The organism is Streptomyces sp. NPDC007905, assembly GCF_042959345.1.
Classification (GTDB): Bacteria; Actinomycetota; Actinomycetes; order Streptomycetales; family Streptomycetaceae; genus Streptomyces.
Genome location: NZ_JBIBKS010000006.1, coordinates 271,224 through 288,834, shown reverse-complemented (window position 1 = coordinate 288,834; position 17,611 = coordinate 271,224). Strand labels below are relative to the sequence as shown.

Below are 17,611 nucleotides of genomic sequence, written 5' to 3'. Positions count from 1 at the left end.
CGTGCCTTTTACGCGGCCGCCAGCTTCGCCGCCGAGTCGGCGTCGACACAGGCCTGGATCACCGCGTCGAGGTCGCCGTCCAGGACCTGGTCCAAGTTGTACGCCTTGAAGCCGACGCGGTGGTCCGAGATGCGGTTCTCCGGGAAGTTGTAGGTGCGGATCTTCTCGGAGCGGTCGACGGTGCGGACCTGGCTGCGGCGGGCGTCGGCGGCCTCCCGCTCGGCCTCCTCCTGCGCCGCCGCGAGCAGCCTGGAGCGCAGGATACGCATCGCCTGCTCCTTGTTCTGCAACTGGCTCTTCTCGTTCTGGCAGGAGGCGACGACTCCGGTCGGCAGGTGCGTGATGCGCACGGCGGAGTCGGTGGTGTTGACGGACTGGCCGCCCGGCCCGGAGGACCGGTAGACGTCGATGCGGAGATCGTTGGGATTGATCTCGACTTCGACCTCCTCCGCCTCGGGGGTGACGAGAACACCGGCCGCTGAGGTGTGGATACGGCCCTGGGACTCGGTGGCCGGCACACGCTGCACGCGGTGCACGCCGCCCTCGTACTTCAGGCGGGCCCACACACCCTGCCCCGGCTCGAGCTGGCCGCGGGCCTTGACCGCCACCTGGACGTCCTTGTAGCCGCCCAGCTCGGACTCGGTGGCGTCGATGATCTCGGTCTTCCAGCCGACGCGCTCGGCGTAGCGCAGGTACATGCGCAGCAGGTCACCGGCGAACAGCGCGGACTCGTCGCCGCCGGCGCCGGCCTTGATCTCCAGAATGACGTCCTTGTCGTCACTCGGGTCGCGCGGGACGAGCAGGAAGCGCAGCTTCTCGGTCAGCTCCTCGCGCTGCTTCTCGAACTCCTTGACCTCGGCGACGAAGTCGGGGTCGTCGGCGGCGAACTCGCGCGCGGTCTCGATGTCGTCACCGGTCTGCTTCCAGGAGCGGTACGTGGCGACGATCGGGGTCAGCTCGGCGTAGCGCTTGTTCAGCTTGCGCGCGTTCGCCTGGTCGGCGTGGACCGACGGATCGGCGAGCTTCTTCTCCAGGTCGGCGTGCTCGACGATGAGCTCCTCGACGGCCTCGAACATCATGCGGCTCCTGTACTGCGGGTGAACGGCTGGCGGGCGACCAAAAACGCCGGTCCCGGGCACACCCCGCTGGGGCGCGACCGTGGACCGGCGAAATGGGGCTCGCTACTTCTTGGAGCCGGCAGCCTTGCCGAAGCGGGCCTCGAAGCGGGCCACACGGCCACCGGTGTCGAGGATCTTCTGCTTGCCCGTGTAGAACGGGTGGCACTCGGAGCAGACCTCGGCCCGGATGGTGCCGGACTCGATGGTGCTACGGGTGGTGAACGACGCGCCACAGGTGCAGCTGACCTGCGTCTCGACGTACGCGGGGTGGATGTCGCGCTTCAAGGTGTCTCCTAGGTTTCGGGAGGGCGCCGGGTCGCCGCCGCGGGATGCGAAGACGTGAACCGGAGCCGACGTACCAGTCTGCCAGGACTGGCGCCATCCCCCAAAACCGGGGGGCTGTGGTAACTATTCCCCGAGGTCCGGGGTGGGGGAGCGGGGATGAGTTACGAACTCTGCGGGGTGATCGCGGCCGGGAGCGTCCTGAGCACGGTGACGGACGAGCTCACCGGCGCCCGGTCGGTGCCGCTCCGCCAGGGCCTGGCGCTGCTGCCGATGACCGACGACCTGTTCGACTCCGTCACGAACGGCGACTCGGCCAGGCCCCTCGGTTGCCGGTCGCTGCCCGGAGGGTTCGACGGGCGTCTCGCCACGTGGTCGGCGCTCGGGCCGATCGCCTTCGTGGAGGCGGAGTACTTCGGCGGGGCGGGCGAGCAGCAGGCCGCCGTCTGGGCCGACCGCTCCCTGGTGCTCGGACCCCTGCGGGTGGCGGAGGCAGAGCCCTTCGCCCGCGCCGGCAGCCCGATCTCGCAGGCGCTGCGGCGGCTGGGCGCCGTGGCCCGGGCCGGGCAGGACGAGTTCTCGGCGGTCGGCCTCGGCCGCAACCGGCACACTGCGCGGTGGCTGGGCTGACCCCGGCCGCTACGACGACGTGACGACGCCCTTGGCCTCACCCGTGGCCGTGCCCCTGGTGGCGCTCGCCGGGATCGGCCGGTCGTCCCTCAGGGCCGTCCACACCAGCCGGGCCTTGGCCTTCTCCAGCAGGACACGGTTGGGGTCGGCCGGGTCGTACTCGACCGGCATCGTGACCATCTTCATGTGGGACGAGCTGATGCCCTTCAGGCCGTTCGCGAAGTCGGCCAGGGAGTTCACCGAGGCGAGGTCGGAGTCGGTGGTGACGGCCTTGGTGGCGGTGTCGGCGAGGTCGTAGAGCTTCTTGGGGTTGCTGAGGACGCCGACGTGCTCGACCTGGTTGATCAGCGCCTTGACGAACGCCTGCTGGAGCTGGATGCGGCCCAGGTCGGAGCCGTCGCCGACCCCGTGCCGGGTGCGGACCAGGCCGAGGGCCTGCTGCCCGGTCAGGTCATGGGTGCCGGCCTTGAGGTTCAGATGGCTCTGCGGATCGTCGATGTGCTTGGTCGTGGTGACCGGGACCCCGCCGAGGTCGTCGATGAGCTTCTGGAAGCCGGCGAAGTCGACCTCCAGGTAGTGGTCCATGCGGATGCCGGTGAGGGACTCGACCGTCTTGACGGCACAGGCGGCGCCGCCGGTGGAGTAGGCGGAGTTGAACATCACCCCCGACCCGGCCGGATGCGCGGTGCCGTCGGCGTCCGTGCACGCGGGGCGGTCGATGAGGGTGTCGCGCGGGATGGAGACCACGGCGGCCTTCTTGTGGCCCTTGTACACGTGGACGATCATCGCCGTGTCGGAGCGGGCGCTGCCGTCGTCGGTGCCGCCGCCGAGCTTCTTGTTGGAACCGGAGCGCGAGTCCGAGCCCAGGACCAGGATGTTCTCGGAGCCGTTGTCGACCTTGTGCGGCCGGTCGGCGCCGAGGGCCTGGTTGATGTCGACGCTCCTGATGTTGCCGTTGAGCTTGAAGTAGACGTACCCGGCGCCGGTGCCGCCCAGCACGACCACACCCGCGGCCGCCCAGGCCGTGGCGAGCAGGGCCTTGCGGCCCGTGCTGGGGGCCTTGCGGCGGTGGCCCTTGCCTCGGCGGCGGGGGCCGGTCTGGGCCGGCTCCGGTATGCCGGGCTCCGGCGTGCTCTCGGCGGACACGTCACTCCTAGGTCTCGTCCGGTCGGTTACCCCCTGCTTTCAGGGTCAGGCGCGGTCGTCACCGCTCCATCGTCGCCCCGCCGGGTCGGACGGAGAAACTCGGGACAGCGTCGCACAACGCACAGTGCCCACCGCGTGCGGCGGTGGGCACTGTGCGTGACCGTCTCGTCCAGGGTGAGCCATGCTCACCTGCGGCTTCAGCCCCAGAGGTCGTACGCCTGGAAACCGGTACCGGCCGAGACCCTTGTGGCAAAGATCTCGCTTGTAGCCTTTCCGGTGCCCTTGTACAGGTAAAGGGTGCCGCCGGAGGTGCGGGCCAGGAAGTCGGCCTTGCCGTCGCCGCTGACGTCGCCGACCGCGTCGAAGGCGTTGTAGCCGGTCCAGGCGCTGCGCACCTTGATCCGGGTGGAGAAGGCGCCGGAACCGGACTTGCCGGTGCCCTTGTAGAGGTACAGGTCGTCGCTGCCGGACTTGCGGGCGAGCAGGTCGGCCTTGCCGTCACCGGTGAAGTCGCCGTGGCCGCGCACCGAGTTGTACTGGTTCCACCCGGTGCCGACCGAGACGCGCGAGCCGAAGGTGCCGTTGCCCTTGCCCGGGTAGATCCACAGCGTGCCGCCGGAGTCGACGGACAGGATGTCGGGCAGGTAGTCGCCGGTGATGTCGCCCGGGGCGACGATCCGGGTGCGGGTCTTCCAGCCGGTGAAGATCTTCGTGGTGGTCCAGGTGCCCTGGGTACGGGTGCTGTTGAGCACGATGTGGTCCCAGTACACGTCACCGGTGGAGCTGACCCGGTAGATCATGTCCTGGTAGCCGTCCCGGTTCAGGTCGGTCTGCAGGACCAGGTTGACGCCGCTCCAGTCGCCCCAGGAGATCCGGGAGCCGAAGGAGGTGCCCTTGGAGTCCTTCTCGTAGCCGGTCTTCGTGGAGGAGGCCCGCACGAAGAGGTCGGCCTTGCCGTCGTCGTAGCTCAGGTTGCTGTCGTCGATCTGCGGGTAGACCGCGCCGACGTACGTGGAGACCTTGCTGAAGACGCTGTAGGCGCCCTTCTCGACGCAGTTCTCCACACCCCAGGAGACGACACCGGCGATACGGCCGTTGACCACGAGCGGGCCGCCCGAGTCGCCGTTGCAGGCCGAGGTGGTACCGGAGTCGCTGCCGCTGGCGGGGTCGCCCGCGCACACCATGTGACCCTTGACGAAGTCACTCCGGTAGTAGCCGGCGCAGGTGGTGTCCGACTGGATGGGCAGCGTGGCCGTCTTCAGCGTCTGGGAGATGTCGTGGCTGGTGGAGCTGGTACGGCCCCAGCCGTACACCGTGGCGCCGGCGCCGGCACTGCCGGTGTAGGACGCGGTGTCGCCGGAGGTGACCATCCGGATCGGCGTGGCCTTGACCGGGACGGCCAGGGTGAGCACGGCGATGTCGTTGTCGATGGCGTCCGGGTTGTACGACGGGTTCTTCCACTGGCGCAGGACGCCCGTGGCCTGGCCGCCGTGCAGGTCGGTGTTGTTCGAGGTGTCGGTGGTGGGCAGCTGGTCGGTGCCGGTGACGACGGCACCGTTGGCCTTCCAGTCGTACGCCTTGGCGTGCTCCTCGTCCCAGACGCAGTGCGCGGCGGTGAGGATCTTCGTCGGCGAGACGACCGAGCCGCCGCAGAAGAAGCCGATGTCGTCGCTGGTGTCGCTGGTGCCCTTGTCGTCGTAGTACCAGAGCTGGGCCATCCAGGGAGCCGTGGAGATGGTGGTCTCCTTGCCGCCGATGATCTTCGGCGACACGGCGGAGGGGCTGTTGCCGGTGGTGGCCGACGAGCCGGTCGCGTCGGTGGCGGCGGCGCCCGCGATGCGCTTGTCCAGGGTGCCTTGTGAGGGCTGGTTGACGGCGGGCGCGGTGGTCGGCTTCGGCAGCACGGTGGCCGCACCGGCGGACGACGTCATGAGCGCGGCGGTCACCGCGGCGGCGACACCGGCTGCGGCGAGGGGCAGGGCAAGACGTATCCGGCGTCTGTGCCGCCCGGGCTGGGGCGTGGGCAAGGGAGTTCCCCCCGAAAGAGTGAGCAGAAGGGGACGCGTGTTGCCTCCCGTACCTCTCAGCGCCAAAGGGCCGCCCTCCGTCACTTGGTGACGGGGGGCGGCCCTGGCTTCTTACCCAGTCCCTACCGACTAGTACCGACTAGTCGCCGTTGCCGGGCGTCGGCGTCGTCTTCTGAATCTGCATCAGGAACTCGGCGTTCGACTTCGTCTGCTTCATCTTGTCGAGAAGCAGCTCGACCGCCTGCTGCTGGTCGAGGGCGTGCAGCACCCGGCGCAGCTTCCAGACGATGGCGAGCTCGTCGGGGGCGAGCAGGATCTCTTCCTTACGGGTACCGGACGCGTCCACGTCCACCGCCGGGAAGATCCGCTTGTCGGCGAGCTTCCGGTCGAGCTTGAGCTCGGCGTTGCCCGTGCCCTTGAACTCCTCGAAGATCACCTCGTCCATGCGGGAGCCGGTGTCGACGAGAGCCGTGGCCAGGATGGTCAGCGAACCGCCGTCCTCGATGTTCCGCGCCGCACCGAAGAACCGCTTCGGCGGGTACAGCGCGGTCGAGTCGACACCACCGGACAGGATGCGGCCGGAGGCGGGCGCGGCCAGGTTGTAGGCACGGCCCAGACGCGTGATGGAGTCGAGCAGCACGACCACGTCGTGACCCAGCTCCACCAGACGCTTGGCACGCTCGATGGCCAGCTCGGCGACCGTGGTGTGGTCCTCGGCCGGGCGGTCGAAGGTCGAGGAGATGACCTCGCCCTTCACCGACCGCTGCATGTCGGTGACCTCTTCCGGACGCTCGTCGACCAGGACGACCATCAGGTGGCACTCGGGGTTGTTGTGGGTGATCGCGTTGGCGATCGCCTGCATGATCATGGTCTTGCCGGTCTTCGGCGGGGCCACGATCAGACCGCGCTGTCCCTTGCCGATCGGCGACACCAGGTCGATGATGCGGGTGGTCAGCACGCCCGGGTCGGTCTCCAGGCGGAGCCGGTCCTGCGGGTAGAGCGGGGTCAGCTTGTTGAACTCCGGGCGGCCGCGGCCGTGTTCGGGCGCCATGCCGTTGACGGAGTCGAGGCGGACCAGGGCGTTGAACTTCTCACGCCGCTCCCCCTCCTTCGGCTGACGGACCGCACCGGTGATGTGGTCACCCTTGCGCAGGCCGTTCTTGCGGACCTGGGCGAGGGAGACGTACACGTCGTTCGGGCCCGGCAGGTAGCCAGAGGTCCGAATGAAGGCGTAGTTGTCCAGGATGTCCAGGATGCCCGCGACGGGGATCAGGACGTCGTCCTCGGCCAGCTGCGGCTCGGCGATCTCGTCGCGGCCACGGCGGCCACGGCGGTCCCGGTAGCGCCCGCGACGGCCCCGGCGGCCGCCGTCGAAGTCGTCGTCGTCCTGCGGACCGGTGTTGCGGTCCTGACGGCCGCCGCCCTGCGGCTGGCCCTGCTGCTGACGGTCCTGGCGGTCCTGGCGGTCCGGCCGGCCACCGCCCTGACCCTGCTGCTCGTCGCCCTTGTTGCGGCGGTCGCGCCCGCGCTCGCGGCGGTCGCGGCGGCCACGGCCCTCGCCGTCACCGGCGTCCCCCTTGGGCTCGCCCTGCTGCTGGGCGGGCGTCTCGGTCCTGGGCTCGCTCTTCGCCTCGGCGGCGACGGTCTCGGCGCTGCTCCCGGCCGGGCTGCCCGCGTCGGCGGTCGCGCGGCGGCGACGGCGCTCGGTCGGGGCGTCGTCCGTGGGGGCACCCTGCTCGAGCGGAGCCGAGAGCTTGGGGGAAGGCTGGCCGGGGATCTCGATCTGCTGCTGGGCCACGGCCTTCTCGGCGGGGGCCTCCGCGGCCTTCTCCGCCTTCTTCCCGGCGGCGTCCTCGCCCGTACGGGCCTTCGAGGTGGCCCGGCGCTTGGGCTTGGTCTCGGTGGCGTCCTCGGCCTTGGGGGCGGCGCCCCCTGCGGCCTGGGCCTCCTTGATGACCTCGATCAGCTGGCTCTTGCGCATGCGCGCGGTGCCCCTGATGCCGAGGCCCGAGGCGACCTGCTGCAGCTCGGCCAGCACCATGCCCTCGAGGCCGGTACCGCGGCGCCGCCGGGAGCCGGCACCGGTGGCAGGCGCGGAGGCGTCCGTGGCGGGCGCGGCAGCGGTCTCCTCGACACGTGCGCCCATCAGATCGGTGGTGTCGCTCACGAAGGGTCCTTCCCTGGAGCGGACGTCGGCCTGTCTGGCTCGGCGACCGGTTGTGCTGTCCGGCTACGGTCCTGTCTCTGTGAACCGTGCCGGGGCGGTGGTCCGCCAAAGCGGCGGAAGAGATTTGCTGGTGATGGCGCTTCCGCGAGCCGTGACACCCAGTGTCACGTGGCGTGGTAGCACCGATTCCGGAGCGTGCCCGGTGTCCCGCTCAGTGTCCGCATGCGTCGTACTGCCCAGGTACGGCGCACGGAACACGGAGTGGTGTGGGAGGCTCCCGGAAGAATGTCTGTCCCGGACGGGGACACGAAGCACCTCGCCATGGTGGGGTCGGGTGCAGACTTGAGATTAACACTACCGGATCCAACAAACATTCCCCCTCTCCAAATCCGGCAACCGTGTGTCAGGTCGCAAGCGGCAGCACGCTCGCTCCCTCGACATCGAGGTCCAGCCGGTTCGCGGCCCAGCCCGCACCCGCGAGGTGGGCCACCTTGTCGGCGCTGTCGGCGTCGGCCAGCGCCATGACGGTGGGCCCGGCGCCGGAGATCACGGCAGGGATCCCGTCCGCCCGCAGCCGCTCCACCAGCGCGGCGCTCTCCGGCATGGCCGGGGCGCGGTACTCCTGGTGGAGGCGGTCCTCGGTGGCGGGCAGCAACAGCTCGGGGCGCCGGGTGAGGGCCTCGACGAGCAGTGCGGCACGCCCCGCGTTGGCGGCGGCGTCGACGTGCGGCACGGTGCGCGGGAGCAGGCCGCGCGCGGTCTCGGTCAGGACCGGCTTTCCGGGTACGAAAACCACCGGAACGATGGAATCGTGCGGGTCCATCCTGATCGCCCGGGCGGCGCCGGCCTCCATCCAGGACAGGGTGAAGCCACCGAGCAGACAGGCCGCCACGTTGTCCGGGTGACCCTCGATCTCCGTGGCCAGCTCCAGCAGCGCGGCGTCGTCGAGCCGGGCCTCGCCGCCTATGGTCACCGCGCGGGCGGCGACGATGCCGGCGCAGATGGCGGCGGAGGAGGAGCCCAGGCCACGGCCGTGCGGAATGCGGTTGGCACAGACGATCTCCAGGCCGCGGGGCTGTCCGCCCAGCAGATCGAAGGCGGTGCGCAGGGAACGGACGAGGAGGTGATTCTCGTCACGCGGGAGGGTCTCACTGCCCTCGCCCGCGATGTCGATGTGCAGCCCGGAGTCGGCCACCCGGACGACGACGTCGTCGTAGAGCCCCAGCGCGAGGCCCAGGGCGTCGAAGCCCGGACCGAGGTTGGCGCTGGTGGCGGGAGTGCGCACCCGGACGGCGGCGGCGCGGAAGGCTGGACCGGCCATCGCTCGAAGACTCTCCTTGAGCTGCGTGACTGTCGAGGACATCCGATGGAGGCGAATGTCGTTCGGTCGATTCGATGGACATTCGATGGTGTACGAAGACCCGTCGGGTCGCGGAGACAGCGCGGCCCCGTGCCCACACGCGGGGGCATATGCGGTAGGCGGGTTCAGTACAGCCTATCGAAGGAAGGTTCTGTGGCGACATAGGGCGCACAGGAGGCGCACGATGCGTGTCGTAAGGCCCCTGTGCACCCTGCCGGGATTCCCCTGCTCAGGCCAGGCCGAGGCGCTCGGCCGCGGTGGCCGCGTCGACCGGCACGGTGACCGGCTGCGGGGCGCCGGCGACGGCCCAGTCGGGGTCCTTCAGACCGTTGCCGGTGACGGTGCACACGATGCGCTGGCCCGGGTCGACCTTGCCCTGCTCGGCGGCCTTGAGCAGACCGGCCACGGAGGCGGCGGAGGCGGGCTCCACGAAGACGCCCTCCTGCGCGGCCAACAGGCGGTAGGCGCGCAGGATTTCACGGTCCGTCACCTCATCGATGGCACCGCCGGACTCGTCCCGCGCGGCCAGCGCGTACTGCCAGGAGGCGGGGTTGCCGATACGGATCGCGGTGGCGATGGTCGAGGGGTCCTTGACGACCTCGCCGCGCACGATCGGGGCACTGCCGGAGGCCTGGAAACCCCACATCCGCGGGGTCGTGGAGGCGATGCCGTCGGCGGCGTACTCCTTGTAGCCCTTCCAGTAGGCCGTGATGTTGCCCGCGTTGCCGACCGGGAGGACGTGGAGGTCGGGGGCGTCCCCGAGCATGTCCACGATCTCGAAGGCGGCCGTCTTCTGGCCCTCGATACGCACCGGGTTGACCGAATTGACCAGCGCCACCGGGTAGTTCTCGCTCAGAGCGCGGGCGAGCGTGAGGCAGTCGTCGAAGTTGCCGTCGACCTGGAGGATCTTCGCGCCGTGCACCAGGGCCTGGCCCATCTTGCCGAGCGCGATCTTGCCCTGCGGCACGAGCACGGCGGAGACCATGCCCGCACGGACGGCGTAGGCGGCGGCGGACGCGGAGGTGTTGCCGGTGGAGGCGCAGATCACGGCCTTCGCCCCCTCCTCCTTGGCCCTGGAGATGGCCATGGTCATGCCGCGGTCCTTGAAGGACCCGGTGGGGTTGGCTCCTTCCACCTTGAGGTAGACCTCACAGCCCGTGCGCTCGGAGAGCACCTGCGCGGGCACGAGGGGCGTGCCGCCCTCGCGGAGCGTCACGACCGGCGTGGTGTCGGATACCGGCAGCCTGTCCCGGTACTCCTCGATGATTCCGCGCCACTGGTGGGTCATTGCTGGTTACTCTCCTTCAACCCGCATGATGCTGGCGACACCCCGCACGGTGTCGAGCTTGCGCAACGCCTCGACGGTCCCGGTCAGGGAGGCGTCCAAGGCCCGGTGGGTGACGACGACGAGGGAGGCCTCGCCGTCCTTGCCCTGCTGGCGAACCGTATCGATCGACACGCCGTGCTCGGCGAACACGGTCGCGACCTGGGCGAGAACACCCGGTTTGTCCGCGACGTCGAGGCTGATGTGGTAGCGCGTGACGACGTCGCCCATCGGCGAGACGGTCAGGGCGGCATACGCCGACTCACCGGGCCCCGTTGCGCCGTTGAGTCGATTGCGGCAGACGGCGACCAGGTCGCCGAGCACGGCGGAGGCGGTCGGGGAACCGCCGGCGCCGGGGCCGTAGAACATGAGCTGCCCGGCCGCGTCGGACTCCACGAAGACGGCGTTGTAGGCGCCGCGCACGGAGGCGAGCGGGTGGCTCAGCGGAATCATGGCGGGATGCACCCGCGCGGTGACGGACGCGCCGTCCTTCGAACGCTCACAGATGGCGAGCAGCTTGATGGTGCAGCCCATCTCCTTCGCCGACCGGAAGTCGGCGGCGGTGACCTCGGTCATGCCCTCGCGGTAGACGTCGTCCAGGCGCACGCGCGTGTGGAAGGCGATGCCGGCGAGGATGGCGGCCTTGGCGGCGGCGTCGAACCCCTCGACGTCGGCGGTGGGGTCGGCCTCGGCGTACCCGAGCGCGGTGGCCTCGTCGAGGGCCTCCTGGTAGCCGGCGCCGCTGGAGTCCATCTTGTCGAGGATGAAGTTGGTGGTGCCGTTCACGATCCCCAGGACCCGGTTGACCTTGTCACCGGCGAGGGACTCGCGCAGCGGCCGGATCAGCGGGATGGCACCGGCGACGGCGGCCTCGTAGTAGAGGTCCCTGCCGTGCTCCTCGGCCGCGGCGTGCAGGTCGGCCCCGTCCTGGGCGAGCAGGGCCTTGTTGGCGGAGACCACGGACGCGCCGTGCTCGAAGGCGGTGGTGATGAGCGTACGGGCGGGCTCGATCCCGCCGATGACCTCGACGACGACGTCGAGGTCGCCGCGTTTGACGAGGGCGGTGGCGTCGGTGGTGACGAGGGAGGGGGCGATGCCCTCACGCACCTTCGAGGGCCGCCGCACGGCCACGCCCGCGAGCTCCACGGGGGCCCCGATCCTGGCGGCGAGGTCGTCGGCGTGCGTCGTCATGATGCGCGCCACCTCTGAGCCGACCACTCCACAGCCCAGCAGCGCCACCTTCAGCGGACGCGTACGCATCATCCGACCTCGTTTCCTCTTACCGTCTAGGTTGGACCAGTCTCACTCACCGGACGGGAGTTTCTACCCTTCGTCCGGATCGTGAGACATCTATTTCATTTTGCCGGGACGCAGAGACCGAAGATCTTCCGGCCCGCCTTCCCGCACGTTCCTGCTGGTCCCGCTGTTTCTCATCCGACGTCGAGACGCAGCAGGTCCTCCTCCGTCTCGCGCCGCACGATGACCCGGGCCTCGCCGTCCTTCACGGCCACCACCGGCGGCCGGAGCACATGGTTGTAGTTGCTGGCCATGGACCGGCAGTAGGCGCCGGTGGCGGGTACGGCGACGAGGTCGCCCGGTGCCAGGTCGGCCGGCAGGAACGCGTCCTTGACCACGATGTCCCCGCTCTCGCAGTGCTTGCCGACGACCCGGGCGAGCATGGGCTCGGCGTCACTGGTGCGCGAGACGAGGGCGACGCTGTACTCGGCGTCGTACAGCGCCGTGCGGATGTTGTCGGACATGCCGCCGTCGACGGAGACGTACGTCCGCAGCCCCTCGAGCGGCTTGACGGTGCCGACCTCGTACAAGGTGAAGGCGGTCGGCCCGACGATGGCGCGCCCGGGCTCGACGGAGATCCGGGGCGTGCGCAGCCTGGCGGCATCGCACTCGCGGCTGACGATCTCGGTCAGGGCCTTGGCGATCTCATGGGGCTCACGGGGATCGTCGTCACTCGTGTACGCGATCCCGAGCCCGCCACCGAGGTCGATCTCGGGCAGCTCGACGCCGTGCTCGTCGCGGATGTCCTTCAGCAGCCCGACCACGCGGTGGGCGGCGACCTCGAAGCCGGACATGTCGAAGATCTGCGACCCGATGTGCGAGTGGATCCCGATCAGCTCGAGCCCGTCGAGCTGCAGGGCCCGCCGTACGGCCTCGGCGGCCTGCCCCCCGGCGAGCGGAATCCCGAACTTCTGGTCCTCGTGGGCGGTGGCGATGAACTCATGCGTATGAGCCTCGACGCCCACGGTGATCCGGATCTGCACCTTCTGCCGCCTGCCGAGGGACTGCGCGATGTGCGCGACCCGCACGATCTCCGGGAAGGAGTCGAGCACGATCCGCCCGACGCCGGACTCCACGGCCCGGGTGATCTCCTCGACGGACTTGTTGTTGCCGTGGAAGGCGATGCGCTCGCCCGGCATACCTGCGGACAGGGCGGTGGCCAACTCCCCGCCGGAGCACACATCCAGGTTGAGCCCCTCTTCCTTCAGCCAGCGCACGACCGCACGCGACAGGAACGCCTTCCCGGCGTAGAACACGTCGGCATCGGCACCGAAGGCGGTGCGCCAGGCGCGGGCCCGGGCCCGGAAGTCGGCCTCGTCGAGGATGTAGGCGGGGGTGCCGAACTCCTCGGCGAGCCGGGTCGCGGGAATGCCGCCGACGGTCAGGACACCGTCCTCGTTCCGGGCGACGGTCTCGGCCCACACCTTGGGGTCGAGGGTGTTGAGGTCGGCGGGCGGGGCGGAGTAGTGCCCCTCGGGCAGGACGTCGGCGTGGCGGGGCCCGGCGGGATGGGCGGAACGGCTCATGACGTGACTCTCAGACTCTCTGTCTCTGCGGGGCTCATCTGCTCTCGGGCCCTCAGAGGTGTTCGGGTGCGTCGATGCCGAGCAGGGACAGGCCGCCGGCCAGCACCGTCCCGGCGGCTTCGGCGAGGGCGAGCCGGGCACGGTGGGCGGCCGAGGGTTTCTCCTCGCCGCGCGGAAGCACGGTGGGCACGAAGGGCAGGACGGCATCGGCGACGGTGACCAGATGCCGGGCCAGCCGGTCCGGGGCGCGGTGGGTGGCGGCCGCGGTGAGGATACGGGGGTGATCGGCGAGCGGAATCAGGAGGTCGCGGGCCTCCACCGGCCCGGGCTCGGCGGCGAACCCGAGACGGCCGGCGTTGCGCGCGACGGACCGGACACGGGCGTGCGCGTAGCGCACCCGGAACAACGGGTTGCTCTCCCGCTGCACCAGATGATCCGCGGTGATCCGGGGCCGGTCGTGCGGCGCGGGACGGAGCAGCGCCCACTGGGCGGCGTCGGCCCCGAGCGGAGCGGGATCCTCCGGCGCCGGGACGGGCCGCAGATTCACGGGCTCACCGTGCTCGACCTCGGCCCTGCCGCCCTGGGTCGCGACGATCCGTACGACCGCGTCGGCGATGGCCTCGGCCCGCGCCTCGTACGGCACGCGCAGCACGACGACCTGCCCGGCGAGAGCGTCACTGTGCCCGTACGCGGCACCGCGCTCCCGGATCTCGCGTACGAGCGCGACGGCAGGGTCGGCCTGGCCGCCGAGGCTGATGTTGAGGAACCCGGGCCCGGTGACGACGACGTCCCGCACTCCCTCCGCCTCGACGAGATACGCCCGCAGGACCTCGGCGACCCGCCGCGCAGGCTGCCCCGCCGGCCGGGCGAGCCGCAGGGCGACATTCGTGGCGTAGTCCCCGCACCCCCCGGGCCCCGGCTCGGTCACCACCACCCGCTCCGGCACGGTCACCCTCAGCTCCCCCTGCTCCACAGCACGACACACCGCGCGCAGCACGGTGCGGGAGAGCTCGACGGGGGTCACGGGACAAGCGTAGGGGAGGTGGGGGGTGGGTATGCGAGGTGGTTTTACGGGGTGAGATGGGCGGGGGTTCTAGGGGGGCATGACAGCTGAGGGTGCGGGTGGGGGTGTGGGAGTGGACTGTGAGGTGGGGAGGCGTGGCGTGTGGCGTGTGGAGGGAAGAAGCGGACGAATTCTGAATCTGGATGGGGAGCGCCGAACGACGCATGGCGGGCGGCGAGAGGGGAGGCGGCGCGCACCGAACGAGGAATGGCGAGCAGCGGGGGACGTACGGCGAAAGCCGGAACGGCGAACCCAGCATGGGAATCACCACCCGATGAGCGGCGACCAGCCATCGGGCGACCACCCGATGAGCGGCAGCCAGTCATCGGGCGACCACGGGGTGAGCGGCGACCAGCTGTCCGGCGGACGGCAGCCGGCTATCCGCCGAAGGAGACGCCGCCGGGGACCTCTCCGGTCACCCCGCCGTCATCCTCACCGTCCCGGTCATCACCATCACGACCACCGTCACCGTCAGCCTCTCCGCCTCCCCCTACCTCCCTGCCCCCGGGCCTGCGCTCGATGAGGTGCTTGACGAGCCGAACGAGTTCCGCGGGTTCGAAGGGTTTGGCGAGGAAGGCGTCGACGCCGACGCCGAGACCGGTCTCGACCTCATACTGCGTACACGCGCTGATGATGGCGAGGGGAAGATCATGCGTACGCGGATCGGCCCGAAGCCGAGCGGCGGTCCTGAGCCCGTCGAGTCGAGGCATGACGACATCGAGGGTCACCACATCGGGCTGCACCTCATGCACCACATCCAGACACTCGGCACCATCGGCCGCGGTCACGACCTCAAGCCCCTCCAGCTCGAGGTTGACCCTGATCAGCTGCCGGATGACCTTGTTGTCGTCCACAACAAGCACCCGGCCGGACGCGCCTGGCACAACTCGAGAGTAGGTCCGGACCGGCCACCGCGTCCGGGTTTTCCCCACTTCCAACCCCTGCGGGGGAAGGCCCTCGCCCCGCCCCGGGAAACCCGTTCCTGATCACCCCGGAAGACCTGCTAGGGTTCTACACGTCGCCGCGAGCGAGAAGCTCAGCGCCCGACACGCCCCCGTAGCTCAGGGGATAGAGCAACGGCCTCCGGAGCCGTGTGCGCAGGTTCGAATCCTGCCGGGGGCACCCAGCATGAGGTGCCCAAAGACCCCGTCACCAGCGGAAACGCTGAGGCCGGGGTCTTCGCGTATGTGCAGGCGTGTGCCGCCCGGAGCGGGCGTATGTCGGGGTCTGTGGACTATTCGTGGACAGGATGTTGAGGCATCGCCGCTGGTCAGCCCACGCAAACCGTGAGATCCACGGACAGGTCGACAGCCATGTCGAGTAACAGACCGGCACCGTGCCTGCAGCCGATCACCGGCGTTTACTCCAGGCCACGCGGGCGCTTTGGCTACCGTCTACCCATCAAGGGAACTCATGCGAGTGTCAGGGGGTGGGGATGTCCGGCGCGACCATCTCTGTGATCATTGCAATCGTTGGTGTAGGCGGCACGCTCGCCTCGGCAGTGATCACTCAGATTCTGACTCAGCGGGCCGAGTTACAGCGATTGGAGCGGGAAGAGCGAATTCGTCTCGCAGAGCAACGGACTGCTGATGATCAGCGCAGGATCGATCAGCTTCGGAACTGCTACGTGCAGATGAATGCACACGATCGGCACTACAGAGACGCGATGCTGACGTACGCTTACGCGCTCAAATCTGGATCCGCCGAGACGGATGCAGCAGAAGTAACTAGCGCGCGGCGTACTCAACGGGATACCCGCGCTGAAGCTCAGTTGATCGCAAGCGATGCAGTGCTCGACCTCGAGAGCCGGGTGAACGCCCAGCTGACGATCGCCTACAGGCGCTTGATGGAGGCAACAGGCGAGTCGGACTCATCCACTCGGCAGGCGAGGCTCAAGCAGGTCATTGACCTATTGGACTCGATTATCCCGCAGCTGGGACATGTGCGAGCGCTTATGCGTGTTGAGGTGACCGCATCCCAGGAGCTTCCGGACTGGTACAACCCGGAGATTGGGCTGGCACAGAACCAGTTGGCCGACTACTAAGGTGCGTCGGCCTACCCGGGCCAAGACGGAAGCTCCCGGGTTACCCGGGAGCTTCCGTCTGACGCATTGGCGATCACTCGTACTCGCTCAACAGGTCCTCAATCTTGCGGTTGGCGATTTCCTGCCGCCCGTCGATGCACTTGGCGTACCGGCTCAGCAGGACCTCGACACTGTTGCCCGCGCGTTCGGCTACCTCGGTCGGATCCACCCCGGAGTTCAGCCAAGTCGACAGGGCCGAGTGCCGAAGGTCGTACGGTCGGGCAGCGAGCGGCGAGGCGACCGCGGCCGGCGGGAGCGCCAGCCCCCGAGCCTCCTGCCACACGCGGTAGTAAGTCGAGGAGCCCACCACTCCCCCACGTTCATTCGTGAAGAGTCGCCCGTCCTCCGCGCTGCCGAACGTGTCGAGGTGCTGCCGAAGGATGGCGACGAGCTGGGGCGGGATCGGCACGAGCCGGACCTCTTCGGCCGGCCGGTTCTTCAGGCCGCGATCGTCGTGGGTCTCGCCAGAGTCCGTCCACTGCTTGCCGACGCTGGGACGTGTCCGGTTCAGCAGAGCCGTCCCCCAGCCGGTCTCCGGCAGCTTCAGGTCTGCTTTGGTGAGGCCGACTGCCTCAGCAGGGCGTAAGGCGCCGTAGTACATGCAGGCGAACAGGCCGACGAGTCGACGACCACGCGCCCGGCCAAACCCACCGACATACGAGACCGCCGTCAACAGGGACCGAGCCTGCTCCGGATTGGCGACCACCCGCGGGTCTACCTCCCCGGCCACCTTAGGTTTCTTCCATCGAATCGCAGTGATCGGGTTCTCTTTGAACTCGCCAAGGTCCACCGCGTAATGCAGCGCGTTGACAAGCGTGCGACGCTTTCGCCGAACAGTTTCCGCGGCCGCCGCCGTCCCGTCCAACTTCAGTTTGAGCGAGTCCAGGACCGCCCTGCCAATCGCAGCATCACCGAGGTCGGACAGAGGACGAGAAGCCTTGGTCACCCAATGCAGGGTGTTCGCGATCTCAGTCGGCAACTCACGATCAGCAGGGCCAGGCAGGACAAAGGCCCAGTTCCGCAATGCTTTCCTGAGCAGTTCATCGGACGGCCGCCCCGGACGATCATCGAGAAGGGCCATAGTTACAGCTGCCAGAGACTCATTGATCCCGGCGCGAGTGTTCGGCGCGGCATGCGGCCACTTCATGGCCAGATACTTGAGAGCGAATGAGTACCAGGTAGCCGAAGGCGCCTTCTCCACCATCGAGTCAGGCAGCCCCGTGACCGTGTCGAACTCTTCGCCATCACGTGTGGCTCGAAGGAGCTTGGCCCGGTAGTGGTCCGCAAGACCCTTGGTACGAAACTGTTCAGAGAAGACGCTCCCCGAAACGGTCCACCTGACGTCATAAGACGACTTCTGGGTGTTCCGCTTCCGAACTCCCCACACCCTCACATCAAGAGACTTCATGCCGCGGCACGCTCACGAGCGTTCAGCCAGGCAGTAAAGTCACTGCGCCAGACGCGCAACTCCCCGTTGGGCAACTTGAAGGCCTGGGGAGCCTCACCCAGCTCGCGCCATCGATAGAAGGTCCGCCGTGAGATGCCCTTCAATTCGGCGCAGACCTCCCGAACGGTCATGAGCTCGTCCT

The 17,611-nt window shown here is 69.1% G+C and carries 15 protein-coding genes and 1 tRNA gene; 3 read left to right on the top strand and 13 right to left on the bottom strand.

The annotated features are described in order from the left end of the window. Positions 1-8: 8 nt before the first annotated feature. Both prfA and rpmE read right to left on the bottom strand, forming a co-directional pair. Positions 9-1,076: a peptide chain release factor 1 gene (prfA, locus tag ACFZDC_RS13655; RefSeq protein ID WP_391323474.1), complete on the bottom strand. Its 1,068-nt coding sequence runs from the start codon at positions 1,074-1,076 to the stop codon at positions 9-11. A 105-nt stretch (positions 1,077-1,181) separates the two neighbouring features. Further along, positions 1,182-1,403 carry a 50S ribosomal protein L31 gene (rpmE, locus tag ACFZDC_RS13650; RefSeq protein WP_030740744.1) on the bottom strand — a complete coding sequence of 74 codons (222 nt, stop codon included), beginning with the start codon at positions 1,401-1,403 and terminating at the stop codon, positions 1,182-1,184. Positions 1,404-1,559: 156 nt separating this feature from the next. Here rpmE and ACFZDC_RS13645 point away from each other — a divergent pair, with 156 nt between their 5' ends. Further along, complete coding sequence (locus ACFZDC_RS13645; protein ID WP_391323311.1) at positions 1,560-2,030, top strand: hypothetical protein; 471 nt, start codon at positions 1,560-1,562, stop codon at positions 2,028-2,030. A 9-nt stretch (positions 2,031-2,039) separates the two neighbouring features. Here the strand turns inward: ACFZDC_RS13645 and ACFZDC_RS13640 are convergent, their stop codons facing one another. The 9 genes from ACFZDC_RS13640 to ACFZDC_RS13600 all read right to left on the bottom strand — a co-directional run bounded on the left by ACFZDC_RS13640 (position 2,040) and on the right by ACFZDC_RS13600 (position 14,877). Beyond that, entirely contained in the window at positions 2,040-3,176 is a 1,137-nt protein-coding gene (locus ACFZDC_RS13640; RefSeq protein WP_391323310.1) for an LCP family protein, read from the bottom strand. Positions 3,177-3,373: 197 nt separating this feature from the next. Further along, positions 3,374-5,107, bottom strand: coding sequence for a trypsin-like serine protease (locus tag ACFZDC_RS13635; RefSeq protein WP_391323472.1), 1,734 nt, complete (start codon positions 5,105-5,107; stop codon positions 3,374-3,376). Between the two features lie 235 nt (positions 5,108-5,342). Continuing rightward, positions 5,343-7,370 (bottom strand): transcription termination factor Rho, encoded by a 2,028-nt coding sequence (gene rho, locus ACFZDC_RS13630; protein ID WP_391323308.1) that lies wholly within the window; start codon positions 7,368-7,370, stop codon positions 5,343-5,345. A 403-nt stretch (positions 7,371-7,773) separates the two neighbouring features. Beyond that, positions 7,774-8,691 carry a homoserine kinase gene (gene thrB, locus ACFZDC_RS13625; protein WP_391323306.1) on the bottom strand — a complete coding sequence of 306 codons (918 nt, stop codon included), beginning with the start codon at positions 8,689-8,691 and terminating at the stop codon, positions 7,774-7,776. 268 nt (positions 8,692-8,959) lie between these two features. Beyond that, positions 8,960-10,018: a threonine synthase gene (gene thrC, locus ACFZDC_RS13620; protein WP_391323305.1), complete on the bottom strand. Its 1,059-nt coding sequence runs from the start codon at positions 10,016-10,018 to the stop codon at positions 8,960-8,962. A 6-nt stretch (positions 10,019-10,024) separates the two neighbouring features. Continuing rightward, positions 10,025-11,317, bottom strand: a complete 1,293-nt coding sequence (locus tag ACFZDC_RS13615; protein ID WP_391323303.1) for a homoserine dehydrogenase — start codon at positions 11,315-11,317, stop codon at positions 10,025-10,027. 167 nt (positions 11,318-11,484) lie between these two features. Beyond that, positions 11,485-12,876: a diaminopimelate decarboxylase gene (gene lysA / locus ACFZDC_RS13610; protein ID WP_391323301.1), complete on the bottom strand. Its 1,392-nt coding sequence runs from the start codon at positions 12,874-12,876 to the stop codon at positions 11,485-11,487. Between the two features lie 52 nt (positions 12,877-12,928). Then, entirely contained in the window at positions 12,929-13,900 is a 972-nt protein-coding gene (nrtL, locus tag ACFZDC_RS13605; RefSeq protein ID WP_391323299.1) for an ArgS-related anticodon-binding protein NrtL, read from the bottom strand. Positions 13,901-14,316: 416 nt separating this feature from the next. Continuing rightward, entirely contained in the window at positions 14,317-14,877 is a 561-nt protein-coding gene (locus tag ACFZDC_RS13600; protein WP_391323297.1) for a response regulator, read from the bottom strand. A 112-nt stretch (positions 14,878-14,989) separates the two neighbouring features. On the opposite strand from ACFZDC_RS13600, the gene ACFZDC_RS13595 reads away from it, so the two are divergent. Both ACFZDC_RS13595 and ACFZDC_RS13590 read left to right on the top strand, forming a co-directional pair. Continuing rightward, positions 14,990-15,061 (top strand) — tRNA-Arg (locus ACFZDC_RS13595). A gap of 313 nt (positions 15,062-15,374) precedes the next feature. Then, positions 15,375-15,983, top strand: a complete 609-nt coding sequence (locus ACFZDC_RS13590) for a hypothetical protein (protein ID WP_391323295.1) — start codon at positions 15,375-15,377, stop codon at positions 15,981-15,983. Between the two features lie 73 nt (positions 15,984-16,056). Here ACFZDC_RS13590 and ACFZDC_RS13585 read toward each other — a convergent pair whose 3' ends face one another. Beyond that, the gene (locus tag ACFZDC_RS13585) at positions 16,057-17,430 is read right to left on the bottom strand and encodes a tyrosine-type recombinase/integrase (protein ID WP_391323293.1); all 1,374 of its coding nucleotides are present in this window, start codon (positions 17,428-17,430) and stop codon (positions 16,057-16,059) included. Continuing rightward, entirely contained in the window at positions 17,427-17,600 is a 174-nt protein-coding gene (locus ACFZDC_RS13580; RefSeq protein WP_391323470.1) for a helix-turn-helix domain-containing protein, read from the bottom strand. The genes ACFZDC_RS13585 and ACFZDC_RS13580 overlap by 4 nt, the downstream gene beginning before the upstream one ends. Between the last annotated feature and the right edge of the window lie 11 nt (positions 17,601-17,611).